Source organism: Kitasatospora sp. NPDC059747 (assembly GCF_042732955.1).
GTDB lineage: Bacteria > Actinomycetota > Actinomycetes > Streptomycetales > Streptomycetaceae > Kitasatospora.
In genome coordinates, this window is the sequence record NZ_JBHWGV010000175.1 from 1 (window position 1) to 13,939 (window position 13,939).

Annotated in this window: 11 protein-coding genes and 2 pseudogenes; 6 read left to right on the forward strand and 7 right to left on the reverse strand. The window is 74.7% G+C overall.

Annotation, left to right across the window (positions count from 1 at the left end; genetic code table 11):
- Positions 1-203 precede the first annotated feature (203 nt).
- Positions 204-2,684: a tetratricopeptide repeat protein gene (locus ACFV4G_RS40405; protein WP_380448079.1), complete on the reverse strand. Its 2,481-nt coding sequence runs from the start codon at positions 2,682-2,684 to the stop codon at positions 204-206.
- Positions 2,685-3,152: 468 nt separating this feature from the next.
- Here ACFV4G_RS40405 and ACFV4G_RS40410 point away from each other — a divergent pair.
- Both ACFV4G_RS40410 and ACFV4G_RS40415 read left to right on the forward strand, forming a co-directional pair.
- Positions 3,153-3,342, forward strand: a pseudogene (locus ACFV4G_RS40410) (transposase); the annotation flags it as partial.
- A gap of 6 nt (positions 3,343-3,348) precedes the next feature.
- Positions 3,349-3,597 (forward strand): annotated as a pseudogene (locus ACFV4G_RS40415) (oxidoreductase C-terminal domain-containing protein); the annotation flags it as partial.
- 97 nt (positions 3,598-3,694) lie between these two features.
- Here the strand turns inward: ACFV4G_RS40415 and ACFV4G_RS40420 are convergent.
- Positions 3,695-4,153 carry a hypothetical protein gene (locus ACFV4G_RS40420; RefSeq protein WP_380448081.1) on the reverse strand — a complete coding sequence of 153 codons (459 nt, stop codon included), beginning with the start codon at positions 4,151-4,153 and terminating at the stop codon, positions 3,695-3,697.
- A 132-nt stretch (positions 4,154-4,285) separates the two neighbouring features.
- Between ACFV4G_RS40420 and ACFV4G_RS40425 the strand changes: the two genes are divergently transcribed.
- Entirely contained in the window at positions 4,286-4,702 is a 417-nt protein-coding gene (locus tag ACFV4G_RS40425) for a DUF3592 domain-containing protein (protein WP_380448083.1), read from the forward strand.
- Between the two features lie 15 nt (positions 4,703-4,717).
- On the opposite strand, the gene ACFV4G_RS40430 is transcribed toward ACFV4G_RS40425, so the two are convergent.
- Together ACFV4G_RS40430 and ACFV4G_RS40435 are read right to left on the reverse strand one after the other, a co-directional pair.
- Complete coding sequence (locus tag ACFV4G_RS40430) at positions 4,718-5,698, reverse strand: hypothetical protein (protein ID WP_380448085.1); 981 nt, start codon at positions 5,696-5,698, stop codon at positions 4,718-4,720.
- Between the two features lie 181 nt (positions 5,699-5,879).
- The gene (locus tag ACFV4G_RS40435; RefSeq protein WP_380448087.1) at positions 5,880-6,761 is read right to left on the reverse strand and encodes a helix-turn-helix domain-containing protein; all 882 of its coding nucleotides are present in this window, start codon (positions 6,759-6,761) and stop codon (positions 5,880-5,882) included.
- A gap of 182 nt (positions 6,762-6,943) precedes the next feature.
- Here ACFV4G_RS40435 and ACFV4G_RS40440 point away from each other — a divergent pair, with 182 nt between their 5' ends.
- On the forward strand, positions 6,944-7,702 hold the full coding sequence (locus tag ACFV4G_RS40440; RefSeq protein ID WP_380448089.1) for an SDR family oxidoreductase: 759 nt from the start codon (positions 6,944-6,946) through the stop codon (positions 7,700-7,702).
- Between the two features lie 57 nt (positions 7,703-7,759).
- Here ACFV4G_RS40440 and ACFV4G_RS40445 read toward each other — a convergent pair whose 3' ends face one another.
- Together ACFV4G_RS40445 and ACFV4G_RS40450 are read right to left on the reverse strand one after the other, a co-directional pair.
- Positions 7,760-8,449: a GPP34 family phosphoprotein gene (locus ACFV4G_RS40445; RefSeq protein ID WP_380448091.1), complete on the reverse strand. Its 690-nt coding sequence runs from the start codon at positions 8,447-8,449 to the stop codon at positions 7,760-7,762.
- 26 nt (positions 8,450-8,475) lie between these two features.
- A complete protein-coding gene (locus ACFV4G_RS40450; protein ID WP_380448093.1) occupies positions 8,476-9,459 on the reverse strand; it encodes a Clp protease N-terminal domain-containing protein in 984 nt (327 codons plus the stop codon).
- 253 nt (positions 9,460-9,712) lie between these two features.
- Here ACFV4G_RS40450 and ACFV4G_RS40455 point away from each other — a divergent pair, with 253 nt between their 5' ends.
- Entirely contained in the window at positions 9,713-11,224 is a 1,512-nt protein-coding gene (locus ACFV4G_RS40455; RefSeq protein WP_380448095.1) for a hypothetical protein, read from the forward strand.
- 163 nt (positions 11,225-11,387) lie between these two features.
- Positions 11,388-13,139 carry a BTAD domain-containing putative transcriptional regulator gene (locus ACFV4G_RS40460; RefSeq protein WP_380448096.1) on the forward strand — a complete coding sequence of 584 codons (1,752 nt, stop codon included), beginning with the start codon at positions 11,388-11,390 and terminating at the stop codon, positions 13,137-13,139.
- 23 nt (positions 13,140-13,162) lie between these two features.
- Here the strand turns inward: ACFV4G_RS40460 and ACFV4G_RS40465 are convergent.
- The coding region (locus tag ACFV4G_RS40465) for a discoidin domain-containing protein (RefSeq protein WP_380448098.1) at positions 13,163-13,939 on the reverse strand (777 nt) is incomplete at its 5' end.

Sequence of the window (13,939 nt, forward strand, 5' to 3'; positions counted from 1 at the left end):
GCGAAGACCGCCCCGCACCCGCTCCCACCCCGCTACACTCCCCACTCCCAGGCCGTTGACCAGCGGGAATGGAGAAGTCCTGCTGGAGTACTAGCGGCGACTGCTGGCAAGGTTGGCCCTGCGGGCGCTGGACTAAAAGGACAGGACGTCTGGCTCTGTCGCCCCCTGAGTAACCGCCAGACGGGCCTGCGGCCCAGGGAGCGTCAGCTGACGGGCGCGTAGGTGGCGAGGAGCCCGGAGACCAGGGGGTCCCCGCAGGCGGTGATGCGGCGGCGAAGGGCTTCGGCCTCGCGGGGGTGCCCGGAGTGGTCGAGTTCGACCATCACGACGAGCATCGCGTCCGGGCTTCCCGCGTCGACCGCCTGCTGCAGGAGGAGGCGCCGCTCGTCGGCCTCGGTCTCGTCGGCCAGGCAGGCGAAGCCGACGGCGCCGAGGGGATCACCGGCGCGGGCGGCGTCGCGGTAGGCGTCCTTGGCCGCTTCGGTCCGACCCTCCTGCTGCAGTGCGTGGCCGAGACGGAGGCCGGCGCCGGGAGCGCCCTGCTCGACCGCGTGCCGCAGGTGCGGTACGGCGTCGTGCCAGCGTTCCTGGCCGGCCAGGTGGCGTCCCAGGTACTCGTGGGCGACGGGCAGGCCGGCTTCCAGGGCCGCGCGGTAGGCCTGCTCGGCCTGCTCAGGGCGGTCGTTGGCAGCGTGCAGGTTGCCGAGGTTGATCCGGGCGCGGGCGTCGCCGTGATCGATGAGCCGCTCGTAGAGCTGCTGGGCCTCGTCGGTGCGGTGGAGGTATTTGAGGACGTTGGCCAGTTCCAGCTCCGCTTCCCGGTTGCCCAGTTCGACCGCTCGCCGCAGTACGGTCTCGGCCTCATGGGTCTGTCCGGTGTCGGCGAGGAGTCCACCGAGGTTCCCCAGTGCGTCCAGGTCCCCTGCGGCCACAGCCTTGCGGTAGGCGCGGATGGCTGGTCGGGTCTTCCCCCGGTCGGCGAGGAGGACGCCGAGATTGAACCAGGCGTTGGCTGCTCCGGCTCGTGCAGCCCGGCGGAGGGCGTTCTCGGCTTCGTCCAGCCGGCCCCGCTCGGCCAGTATCTGAGCCAGGTCGACCAGGCCGTCCGGGTTTCCGAGCGCGTGGGCCTCATGGCATGCGGCCTGCGCCTCGTCGAGGCGCCCGAGTTCCTTCAGGGCGAGGGCGGTGAAGCGGCGTGCCAGCGGGTCGTGCCGCTCGGTGTGTTCGCGCAGGACGTCGAGTGCGTCCTCGGGCCGGCCTTGCCGAATCAGGGCGAAGGCCTCGCCCCAAACGGCCCGGGTGAGGCCGGCTTCGCGCAGGCAACGCCAGAGCCAGGGCGTGATCGACGGGTGTTCCCGCTCCGCGTTGGACACGACGGTCAGGGTGGTGGTGAGGTCCGGGGCGCTGCCGAGTGCCTCGAACCAGAGCAGCGGGTGGATGGCCGGCTCGGATCGCGGTGCGCCGTCGAGGAGGGCGGGACAGAGGAGGTGTGCGCCGTCCGCGGCCGGCTGGAGCAGGCTGGTCATCCCGATCCGGCTCTCCCGGGCCCAGGAGAACGCCGCGTCGAGGGGCTCAGGGCGCAGCAGGTCGGCGCCGGCGTCGGCCAGGTAGTACCGGTGCGCGCGGGTGAGCAGATCGGTGGGCATGGGGCCCTGGAGCCCTGCCCGACGCAGGTCCACCGCGCTGCGGACCAAGGCGGCCGCGGTGGGGTTCCCGCCGATCCGCCACGCTGCCTGCCAGGTTGCCCAGAGTGCTGGGCCAGCCGCGAGAAACTCGCTCACTCCCCCGTGGGTGCAGTTGTCGACGGCGCTCCGAATGCGTGGGTCGTCCGTGGCGCGGGCGCGGGCCAGCTCGGGCGCACTCCAGGAGCGGGCGAGGAAGACGGTCGCGGCTTGGTCCAGCACGGCCTGCGAGAGCACGGGCTCGGTCGTTCGCCCGTTGTCCCGGTGCGGGTGGGTGGCGGGGGCTGGGAAGTGCCGGGTGTGCACGGTGGCGAGGATCGGGATCCGACAGCGCCTCAGTTCGGCCACGTCCTGCGATCGCAGCCGGTCCGATCCAGTGTGGCGCTCGAGGTAGTCCAGCCACAGGATGCAGGGCTTCGGGCAGCGCAGAACGGCGGCGATCGCCTCCCGCAGGCCGCCTCTGGGCGCGAGGCGGACCAGGTGGTCGGGCAGGGCTCGGCGGCTCGCCTCGTGGGCGAGTCGGGACTTGCCGGACGCGGTGTCACCGGCCACCAGCACCAGTCCTCCGCGTGCGCCGGCCTGGGCCAGGAGGTCGGCGAGCTGCGGATCGAGGTCCCGCGGAACGTACTGCGGCAGGACGTCGCCGCGGTGCGGCCACCCGGGGTGGACCCCGGCAGCTGGCGGGTCAAGCTCGGCGACGGTCGGCCACGACCGCCATGCCGCCGAGGGCGCGGGCAGCTGAGTGGAGCCGGCATCAGGGGCCCGACGCCAGAAGTCGTTCATGACCGCGGCGTACTCGTGTTTCCAGCCTTCGAGTTCCGCCACCGAGTAGTTGTCAGCCTTCCTGCCATCGATGACCTTGTGGTGCGGCGCGCACAGCAAGAGCAGGTTGCCGAAGCCGTTCAACTGCTCGCGCGTCCAACCGGGATCGTGGCGCTTGCCACCCGGCCGCGAGGCGCGAATGTGGGCGATCTCGCCGTCCAGCACCGGCTCGTCGTCCACTGGTGCGGCCAGTGGATGTCCGCACCCGGGCCACTGGCAGCGCGCCCCGGTCAACGCCATGATCACACCCGGGGTGAAGTTCTGCCGCCACCTCGCCACTCGGTTCCCTCCCGCTGGCCGCCCCGATACTGTGGGGCGACGCTAGCGGGCCGGGCGCCGACTGCGCGGGCGGCAGCCGTCTGCCGGCCGTTGATCGACTCCTTTGTAGTCCTAGCTGTCGCCATTGATCCAGTGGCTGATCGCCCGGGGACCGGATCTGCACGCTCGGCGCCGGCCTGGGCGCGTCGGGCCCGGGAGGGGAGGTGCCCCGACAGTCAGGGGAGCGTTTCTGACTTGCCATCGGATCGGCAGCCGACAACGTCGTCCCGGCCCACGCAAGGTGAGGTGAGGCGGCGACAGCCGTCGGACAACCACACCCTCGTCGAACGTAATCCTGCGGCCGGACTGGGATTCGACGAACATCTCGGCGCCGACGACGGCGTACTGATCATCGACGAAACCGGCTCCGTGAAGAAAGGCACCACCTCCTCCGGAGTCCAGCGGCAGTACTGCGGCACCGACGGCCGCACCGAGAACCCGCCAAGTCGGAGTCTTCCTAGCCTACTCCGACAAACTGGGCCGCACCCCGATCGACCGGACGCCCTACTTGCCGCAGTCCTGACCCGACCAGTACGACCTCGGCATGGAGTACGTCGGCTACGTCGACCCGGGCGGCTACGACCGCGTGGTCTTCCGCGGCGACCCGGCCACCCGCGAGTTCATCGCCTTCTGGCTCGCCGACGGCCGGGTCCTCGCCGGCATGAACGTCAACGTCTGGGACGTCACCGACCCGATCCGCGAACTCGTCCGCTCCCGGCGGGTGGTGGACCCGGCCCGCCTCGCCGACCCGGCGGTCCCCCTCGGCGAGGTGTAGGGGCCCGGGAGGGGCGCGACCGCTTCTGGGCGGGCACATGGGGCCGCCCGAGCTCGGAGAGCTCGAACCGACACGATCGCCGGGGCCCGAACCGGTGTCAGTGCAGCGACGAGGGCGGGACCCACGGGTGGGTGCCGGACTCGTTCGGGGTGCTCGCAGGGGGGCCTGCGGGGGCGGGCGGATCGCCTGCCGGACCGGTGGGGTCGGGCGTCGTCGGTGGCGGGGCCGGTTCGGTCCGGTCCCGCCGCAGTGCGACCAGGGACACGACCGCGGTGAGCACGGCGGCGATGGCCGACAGCAGTCCCGCCAGCGCGCTGACGAGTGCCGTGATCTCCGCGGTGCGGTCGACGGGTTGGCCCTCGCCGCACAGGCACGGGAAGTGGATGGCCTGGAAGAAGGCCAGGACACCGCCGGCCACGAGCAGGAAGGCCAGCACGCCGAGGCCCGCCGCCACGCGCATCCGGCGGACGAACCAGCGCGGACGCGCCGCGACGGCCCGGACCCGATCAGGACGCGGACGCCAGTCGAACTCGCCGTTGCTGCGGTCGGATTCCACCACGCCAGGGTAGTCCCGGGGGACGGGCCACGTGTCCATTTCAGGACGTGACCACCGCTCGGCCGACGGCTGACGAACTGCCCGTCCGTGATACTGGAGGTCCTGGGACGGCGGCGCGGGCAGGGAGGCGTGGTGGGTGGGACGGCCGGGTTCGCCGTGGTGGTGTTCGGCGGGCTGGGGGGCGTGGTCGCGTACCTGGCCGGGGTGGTCGGGTTGCGGGAGGTGCGGCGGCTGCGGCGGGTCGGGGTGCCGGTGCGGGCGCTGGTGCGCGAGCGCGTGCCGACGCCCGAGGACCGGGTCTCGCCGCCGCGTCCGCTGCTGCAGTTCGAGACCGAGGACGGCCGGGTGGTCGAGGTCTTCTCCCCCGTCCCGTCCACCCGGCGTCACCCCCTGCCGGACGGCGGCCACGTGCCGCTGCGCTACGACCCGGCCGACCCGCGCCAGGTGCTCGTCGAGGGGCGCGAACGGCGGCCGCTGGAGTACGGGTTCATCGCGCTGGGGCTGTCGATGGTCCTGATCGCGCTCGTCCTGGCGGTCGTGGCGCTCTAGGCGGACCGGACCGCCTCAGGCCCCGACGGTGGCGAGGGCCGGGCGGAAGCCCGTGCTCGCCCCGAAGATCGGCTGGGGATCGGACCAGACGCTGCCGCCCGGGTCGAACCGGTTCCACCAGATGCGCTGGTCGCCGTCCGCCCCCTTCCACGTCATGACGGTGGAGCCGCCGTAGACGGCGAGGGCGGGCCCGACGCCGCTGCGCGCCCCGGGCACCGGCTGGGGCGGGGTCCACACCGTCGAGGACGGGTAGAGCCGGCTCCACCAGATGCGCTGGTCGCCGTCCACCCCCTTCCACGCCATGAGCAGTCCGCCGCCCGGCTGCCCGGCCAGGGCGACCCCGGCGCTGGTGGCGGCGCCGTCGACCGGCTGCGGCCCGGTCCAGGAGTTGCTGCCCGTCGAACCGCCCCGGTAGCTGTTCCACCAGATGCGCTGGTCGCCGTCGACGCCCTTCCACGCCATGCACGGCACGCCGTACGGGCCCCCGCTGCGGTCGACCGCCAGGGCGGGCCCGAAGCCACTGGACGCCCCGGGGACCGCCTGCGGTGCCGTCCACCCGCCGTAGAAGCTGTTCCACCAGATCTGCTGGTCCCCCGTGACGCCCTTCCACGCCATGAAGACCCCGGCGTAGTCGGTCAGCGCCGGGCCGACGCTGCTCGCGGCGCCCGGCACCTGCTGGGGTGCGGACCAGGCGCCCCCGTCGAACGAGTTCCACCAGATCCGCTCGTCGCCGAGGACACCCTTCCAGGCCATCAACAACGGCCCGCCCCACGGCCCGGCCAGGGCGACCCCGGCGCTGGTGGCGGCGCCGTCGACCGGCTGCGGCCCGGTCCAACCGGTGCCGTTCACAAGCTGGTTCCACCAGATGCGCTGGTCCCCGTCGACGCCCTTCCACGCCATGAACGTGCTCCCGTCGGCGACGCCCGCGAGATTCGGCAGCCGCTCGGCACCGACCGCGACCGGCACCACCGATCCGCCGACTCCGGCCACGGCCACGGCCGTTGCCCCCAGGCGGAGCAGACGCCTCCGGCTCAACCCCGAGCTCAGAGCTTCTTGCGACACTGTTGACCCTCCGTCACATGAGAGGTGCTCGTCGAACCCTGTGTGCGCCGGGGAGCGTACGGAAGCCACTATGACACGGGCGAACGACGGTCGGGGGAAGCCGAGTTCAGCCGCCCTAGTCCCGGCTCGCCCGCAGCGCCGACGGGGTGGTGCCCGTGTGGAGGCGCATCGTGCGGGTGAGGTGGCTCTGGTCGGCGAAGCCGCAGAGCTGGGCGATCGCGGCGATGGGGGTGTCGGTGGTGAGCAGGGCCCGGCGGGCGTGTTCGAGGCGCAGGCGGACGAGGTACTGGTGCGGCGACTGGCCGGTGGAGGCGCGGAACGCCCGGGTGAAGTGGGACGGGCTGACGCCGGCCACGGCGGCGAGGTCGGTGAGGGAGAGCCGGCCGTCGAGGTAGCCGTTCATGTGGTCGACGACCCGGTCGAGCCGCTTCGGGGTGAGGCCGCCGTCCCGTTCGGGCAGGCCGGGGCCGCGGGTGGCGGCGGTGCGGATGAGGTGGGCGGCGAGGGCCTGGAGCAGGGACTGCGCGTAGAGCGGGTCGGCGGGGCGGGGGCCCTCGTACTCGGCGACCAGGCGCTCGACGAGCATGGCGAGGAACGGGTCGGTCAGGTGGAAGCGCGGGGCGAGTTCCAGCGGCCCCGGCAGGTCGCTCTCGGTGGCGAGCTTCTCCAGCCAGGCCGGTTCGAGGGCGACGATCATGAGTTCGGCGTCCTGCCCCCAGCGCGGGCGGGAGGCCCAGCCGGCCGGGTTGATCAGCGCCTGGCCGCGGTGGAAGCGCTCGCGCCGGGGCCGGCCGTCGGCGGACCAGGCGAGGTCGGCCGAGGTGCCCGCGTGCACGGCGAGGACGTGCCGGGTGGGCCCGTCCTCCATCGGGGAGTCCCCGGTGGCGGCCCGTTCGAGGCCGCGCTCGACCACGGCCTCGTCGAGGTCCTGGCCGCTGCCGGAGAGCCGGAGCAGGTGCGGCTTGATGGCGGACAGGGACATCGCTTGGGTGGTCATACCGTCGATTCTGGTCCGTCCGGGGGACGGATGACGACCGCGGGCGGCGGCGGATCCGGGTGCCGCGCGAGATCGTGAGCGGTTCGTTCCAGGGGGCGCCGGATCGTTCAAGCCCCGGACGGGCCTCGCGGCGGACAGTGGTGCGGCGAACACATCCCCCATCTGGCGAGGAGCCGTAGATCATGAGCAGCAACCACTCCCTGGCCGGCAAGGTCGTCCTGGTCGGCGCCGGTGCGAAGAACCTCGGCGGACTGATCAGCCGCACCGCGGGCGCCGACGGCGCGAAGGTCGTCGTGCACTACCACTCGGACGGGACCGCGGCGGACGCCGAGGCGACGGTCGCCGCGGTCAAGGCCGCCGGCGGCGAGGCGGTGGCCGTGCAGGGCGACCTGACGAAGCCCGCCGAGGTGGAGCGCGTCTTCGCCGTCGCGAAGGAGACCTTCGGCGGCGTCGACGTCGCCGTGAACACGGCCGGCATGGTGCTGCGCAAGCCGATCGTGGAAACCACCGAGGCCGAGTACGACGTGATGCACGCCGTGAACGCCAAGGCCGCGTACTTCTTCATCCGCGAGGCGGGCAGGCAGCTGAACGACGGCGGCAAGGTCGTCACGATCCTGACGTCGCTGCTCGCCGCGTTCACCGACGGCTACTCCACCTACGCGGGTGCCAAGGCCCCGGTCGAGCACTACACGCGGGCCGCGGCCAAGGAGTTCGCCGCGCGCGGGATCTCGGTGAACAACGTCGCCCCGGGCCCGATGGACACCCCGTTCTTCTACGGCCAGGAGACCCCGGAGCGCGTGGCGTTCCACAAGTCGCAGGCGATGGGCAACGACCTGACGAAGATCGAGGACATCGTCCCGATCGTCACGTTCCTCGCCACCGACGGCTGGTGGATCACCGGCCAGACCCTCTTCGCCAACGGCGGCTACACCACCCGCTGATCCGAAAGACGCGCCCCGGCGCTGCCCCGGGCCCGTCGGGTCCGGGGCAGCGCGCCGTCACGTGATGACCGCCGTCGTCGCGGCCGTGGCGGCGGTGACGGCGGTGATCGCCGCGATCGCGGCCTGCATGTTCCGGATCGCCTCGCCGACCGATCCGCTCGCCCACTCGCCGGCCGCGATGGCCGCGAACCGCGGCTCGACCTCCTTGCGGGGCAGGTCGGGGAAGGCCAGGCGGTGCAGGCGGGTCGCGTGGATCAGGGCGATCAGCGTGGCGGTGCGGGCGTCCGGGTCCTCGCCGCGCAGGACGGCGGCGGCGAGGCGCTCGCGCAGTGCGCGCTCGACGGTCGGGTCGGCCTCGGGGTAGCGGCGGACCGGGAAGATGCCAAGGGCGCGGTGGCGCTCCTCGGTGACCAGGCCGCGCTCGCACAGGCGCTGGACGGCGTCGCGGACGGCGGTGGGGCGGTCCGTGGTGAGCCAGCCGGACGCCTTCCCCGCCCCCCGACCCGCGCCCTTGCGCTCGGCCCACTCGGCGAGCCGGTCGAGGCGGCCGTCCAGGAGCGGGTCGCCGGTGGGGGTGCGGTCGGCGACGGCGAGCCGGCCGTCGTCGACGGTGACGCGCCCGGCCAGCACGAGGTCCGCGAGGATGCCGCCCGCGACGGCCCAGCCCGCGCTCGCCGCCTCCTTCGCGACGCCGGACTCGTCGTCCAGCGAGAGCAGCATCAGTTCTTCGCCGATGGTCACCTGCATGTCCCGGCCCCTTCCGTGGTTCGTGATCATTGTTCCAGGAGGCCCTCGGGGCCCGTGAGGTCGGCCCCCAGGGTCTCGGCGAGGCGGCGGGCCCGGGTGTCCTCGCGCAGCAGCGTCCGGAGCAGGGCGTCGGTGTCGCGGGCGCCGGCCAGGTAGGCCTCGACGGAGCGCGGGTCGGCGGGCAGCGGCAGCCCGCCGTCGGCGAGGGCGGCGTGCGCGCGGGCGTGGTCGAGGCCGAGCCGGGCGGCGAGTGCGGAGTCCTCACCGTCCGCCGAGCCGTCCGCCGGGCCGCCCCCCGAGCCGTCCGCCGGGCCGCTGTCCGGGTCGCCGCCCGGGGACTGCCGCTGGTGGCGGGCGACCTCGTGCAGGGCAAGGACGGCGAGCAGGACGTGTTCGGTGCCGGGCGAGCGCCGGCCGAGGCGTTCGGCCTGGGCGTCGGTCTCCCGCCGGACGGCGGCGAGGGCGGCTCCGGCGGCGGCCGGGCGCGTCAGCATCCGTTTCCAGCGCGGCTGCCGGCCCGCGCGGTGGGCGAGGACGGCGTCCCGGGTGGGGCGCAGCAGGGGGTGGAGGCCGCCGCGGGCCGCCGGGGCGTCGAGGTGCGCGAGGACGGCGGCGGGGGCGACGCCGCAGCGGGCGAGCAGTTCGGCGGCGCGGTTGCCGGGGTCCGCGAGGACGGCACGCAGGACGTGTTCGGCGGTGAACCTCGGGGCGTGTTCGTCGCGGGCGTGGTCCATCGCCGTGCCGAGGGCGTGGGCAGCGGCGGCGGAGATCCGGCGCTCGGCGTCCGCGAGCCCGCCGTCGTCGGCCGTCCACTCCACGTGGCGGTCGCGCAGGGCGGCGTGCAGGGCGGGCGCGGGCGCTCCGGCGGCGGTGAGGGCTCGGGCGGCGCCGCCGCCGGCGTCGGCCGCGGCGGCGAGCAGGTGTTCGGTGCCCAGCCGCCCGCCGCTGACCTGCCGCGCGGTGTCCAGGACGTCCAGCGCCCGCCGGTCCGGTTCCAGTGTCGTCTCCATGCCGGCCCTCCCCATTCCTTGGCCGCGACCATACGTCGAATTTGCCTTCACTTTGCCGAATTCGACGTAGGGAACGCGTCAAGAAATCCCGGCGCGGACCGGGGAAGCCGCCGACCAGGCACGAAGGTCTGCCCGTTCGGGCAGCGGTCCCGAGTGGGGCGGCGCTTACCGTGGACGGGTGAGCGTGCGGGCGGGGGCACGGCGGGGCGAAGCGTCGGGGGCAGGCCCGGGGATGGCGCCCGGCACGAGCCCGGTGGCACACACTCCCGCCGCCGCTCTGCTGTCCCTGCAACGGGCGGCGGGGAACGCGGCCACCACCGCGCTCGTCCGGTCGGTGCGATCCGCGCCCACGGCCGTCGTCCAGCGCGTCGACGGCGCGGACACGGCTCCCGTGAGCGATCCGGAGGCGCTCGCGGCCGTCAACGCGCTCCCCGCGCACGTCCTGAGCGGGGGCGGCGGGGTCCCGCTCACCACCGACACGCAGAAGGGGCACTTCCTGCGGGCCGGCCTCGGCTGGTTCGGCACGGTGGCCGCGCTCGTCGCCCACTACTCCGCGATCGAGCAGTCCGCGGTGCCCGGCCGGCCCTGGCTGCACCGCGACGCCAAGGCCCGGCTGGAGGGGGTGGCGACGGCACTGGAGGGCCCGATGCCGTCGTCCAGCACCGCCTTCGCCTTCCGCAAGTCCTTCGACGCGAACACCAAGTTCACCCCGGCGTCCATGCACACCCTCGGGTACGCCATCGACTACGACGCCACGAACATGCCGCAGATCGGCAAGGCCGAGACCGCGGAGCTGGTCCGGTCCGTCACCGGCGCGGAGAGCCACGCCGACCTGGGCGAGTACGGGCAGCGCAGGGCGTTGATCCGCGCGACCGGCGACGCGACCGCCGGGGACCCCGACGCCGCGCCCTCCCCCGCCGCCCAGGCGCACTTCGACCGGCTGCGCGCCGAGTCCGGGCGCCTCGCGCAGACCTCGGCGGCCTTCCAGGCCTCCCTCGGCGACAACCGCGACGCCTTCCTCGACCTGCGCACCCGCTACTTCGAGGCCACCACCGACGCCGACCGCGCCGCCCTCCTCGCCCAGGTGCCCGCCCTCATCGCACCCTGGACGGCGGCGATCACCGCCGAGGAGCAACGGATCGCCCGGGCCGCCGCCGCGGCCGGTCTCGACGCGGCCGACCTGCCGAGCCGCCAGCGGCTCACCACCCAACTCGCCAACCTCGACGCGGTGAAGGCCGCCGCCGTCCGCGACCAGCGGGCGGTCCGGCACGCCGCCGAGCCGGCCGAGACGAGCCCGGCCGGCCGCCGGCTCGCACAGTGGGAGCAGAAGCTCGACCTGACGGCCTCCGGCGGCTACGCGGACCGGCTGACCGCCGTCGTCAACGCGGCCGAGGACCGCCGCACCGCGCTCGCCCCGCTGCTCGGCGCCCGCGAGCAGGCCGCGACGCTCACCTCCCTGCGCGCCAAACTCGCGACTCCCGCCTACCTGTTCGGGCAGAAGAAGGCGGGCAAGAAGGGCACCCGGCCGACCACGGCCGCCGCCGTCGCCTCCCCCTCGATGGCGCAGCTGGTCGAACGTGGTTTCTACAACCCCCGGGAGCGGACGGCCGGTTCGGAGCACTTCGACGCCGAGTTCCTGGTGCAGCTGGCGCGGCACGGCTTCGACGGCGGCCTGGCCTGGGGCGGGGAGTCCACCGACTCCATGCACATGGAACTGGTCGTCGACCGCCCGGCGGCCCAGCCCCCGGCCGGCGCGCACCCGTAGCGCGCCGCACCGCCACCGGCCCCGGCCCCGGCCCTGGCCCGCGATCGGCATATTCGCGGCCCGGCATATCCGGCGACAGGGCGGCCCCGTTCCAGTAGTCTACCAACGATCACACTGAGTGATCATCATGGAGCTCTACCAGTGCGGGGGGAGCTGACCCTCGATGCACGATCGCGCCCACCACATCCACTCCGCCCCAGGTGATCCGGCACGGACCTCCTGGGTGATCCGCGACCACCTCCTCGACCGGCTGGCCCGCGCCTCGCCCGGTGCCCTGACGCTCCTGGTCGCACCCGCCGGCTACGGAAAGACGACGCTGCTCGCGCAGCACCTCGAACGGTTCCCGGGCACGATCGTGCGGTGGCGCCCCTGGCGCGGCACGAGCGAGGCCGGGGCCGTGCTCTCCGCCGTCCGCCACGCGCTCGGCGGCGGCGCCGGACCGCTCACCGTCGAGAGCGTGCTGCGCCGCGTGGAGCGGCGGCCGGGCCCGGTGCTGCTCGCCGTCGACGACCTGCACCTGATCCACGGGACCGAGGCCGAGGCCGCGCTGGAGGAGATCGCGCTGCTCGCCCCGCCCAACCTCCGCCTCCTGCTGGCCGGCCAGCGGCTGCCCCAGTTCAACCTGACCCGCTGGGAGCTCGCCACGAGCACCGTCCTCGGCCCCGCCGACCTGCGGCTGCGCTCCGACGAGGTCCGCCGGCTGCTGCACGACGCGCACGGCGGCCGGCCCTCCGCCCGGCAGACGGCGCAGGTGGACGGGCTCACCCAGGGCTGGCCCGCCGCGCTGCGGCTGGCCGGCCCCGCGCTCCTGCACCCGCCGGAGGCCGTCGCGGCCGTCGTCGGCTCCCTCACCCACGCCTACCTGGAGCGCGAGGTGATCCGGCCGCTCCCGGAGCGGCTCGTGCGCTTCCTGGAGCAGGTCAGCCCGCTGTCGCGGCTCGACGCGGCACGGTGCGACGCGCTCGTCGGCGGCACGGAGAGCGCCTGGCTGCTGGGCGTCCTGGCCGACGAGCGCGGCCTGCTCAGGCGCGACCCGGCCGACGGCACCTTCCACTGGGGCCCGCTGCTCCGCGGCCACCTGCTGCGTCGCCGGCCGACCGGGACCACCGGCGGCGGGCGGGAGCGCCCGCCGTACCGCGGCGTCGCGCCGACGGCCGCACCCGCGCCTGCCGTCGAATCGGCCACGCTGTCGCTGCGCTGCTTCGGCGGTTTCGAACTCACACTGGGGGAAAGGGACTTGACCTGGACGGCGATCCGCCCCCGGGCCCGGGCGCTGCTGCGGCTGCTGGCGATCCACGCCGGCCAGCCCGTCCACCGGGAGCTGCTGGTCGAGGCACTGTGGCCCGAGCGCCCGCCCGCCACCGCCGCGCGCTGCCTGCACGTCGCCGTCTCCGCGCTGCGGACCTTCCTGGAGCCCGGCGTCACCCGCGGCGGATCGCGGCTGCTGGTCCGCTCCGGCGAGGCCTACCTGCTGCGCATCCCCCCGGAGGGCAGCTACGACCTGCGGCGGTTCGAGACCTCGCTCGCGGAGGGCCGGGACGCCGAGGCGGCCGCCCGGCCGGAGGCGGCCGCCCGGGCCCTCCGCGCCGCGCTGGACGCGTACGCCGGGGAGCTGCTGCCCGAGGACGGTCCGGCGGAGTGGGTCGTGGAGCGCAGGGAGCACTACCGGCACGCCGCCGCCGAGGCCGCGCTGGTCCTCGCCAAGCTCGAACTCGCCCGCGGGCGGCCGGTCGCGGGCGCCCGGGCGGCGGCGCGCAGCGTGCAGATCGACCCGTTCCGGGACGACGCCTGGCAGACGCTGATCGTCGCCCACGAGCGGAGCGGGGAGACGGCGGCGGCCGAGCGCAGCCGGAAGGGGCACGCGCGGATGCTGCTCTCGCTCGGGCTCCCGGCCGCCCCGGTGGAAGTGATCTGATGCACAGTCAATTTCCGTAATCCTCATGGGCGTTCGAAGAACTCCACCTCGGCGACGGCCACCCTGCGGTCCGGTCCCGTGCCGTAGGCGGCGTCGACCGTCAGGCGGATCCGCACCACGTCGCCGACGGCGAGGTGGAAGCGCTGCTCGCCCGGCGCGTCGGCCGGATGGACCGTCCGGGTCGTCGCCCTGCCGTCCGAGCCGGTCAGGGTGACGGTGAGTTCGCGCGGGCGGGCCTGGGTGAGGAACTGCTCGGCGGTGGTCGAGGTGCCGGGGTAGACCACGAGGTCGAGCAGCCGGAACGGCGACGCGAAGTCCATCTCCAGGTACTCGCCGCGGCCGTCCCCGGGGCGGGCGGGCGCCCAGTAGCGGTCGGTGGTCCCGTCGACGGCGAGCGCCGCCGGGTGGGCCGGGTCCTCGCTGGAGGCCCGGACCGCGGTGGGGTGGACCTGCTGCGGCGTGGCGAGCCGGTCGCGGACCACCTCGACGCCGGCGGCCAGCTCGCCCCGGTACGCGTAGCCCCCGGCGGCGAGCAGCGCCACCAGCACCAGCGGCACGACGAACCGCGGGCGGCGCAGCCGGCGCACGCGCGGACGGTCCCCCGCGACCGGGCCCGGCCTCGGCCGGCGGACGAACGGCCGCCGCCACCACGGCGGCTTCGGCGCGACCCGGGCGTCTTCGAGCGGGTCGCCGCAGCGGCGGCAGTAGCGCCGGGTGGGCACGTTGCCGGTGCCGCACTGGCCGCAGATCAGGTCGCCGGGGGCGATCGGCTCCCGGTCGGGGGGCGCGCGGGGGGGGCG

Excerpts from the sequence above, each read along its gene's own strand:
- ACFV4G_RS40460 (WP_380448096.1), top strand. The coding sequence starts at position 11,388 with ATGCACGATCGCGCCCACCACATCCACTCCGCCCCAGGTGATCCGGCA.
- ACFV4G_RS40440 (WP_380448089.1), top strand. The coding sequence starts at position 6,944 with ATGAGCAGCAACCACTCCCTGGCCGGCAAGGTCGTCCTGGTCGGCGCC.
- ACFV4G_RS40445 (WP_380448091.1), bottom strand. The coding sequence starts at position 8,449 with ATGCAGGTGACCATCGGCGAAGAACTGATGCTGCTCTCGCTGGACGAC.
- ACFV4G_RS40450 (WP_380448093.1), bottom strand. The coding sequence starts at position 9,459 with ATGGAGACGACACTGGAACCGGACCGGCGGGCGCTGGACGTCCTGGAC.
- ACFV4G_RS40435 (WP_380448087.1), bottom strand. The coding sequence starts at position 6,761 with ATGACCACCCAAGCGATGTCCCTGTCCGCCATCAAGCCGCACCTGCTC.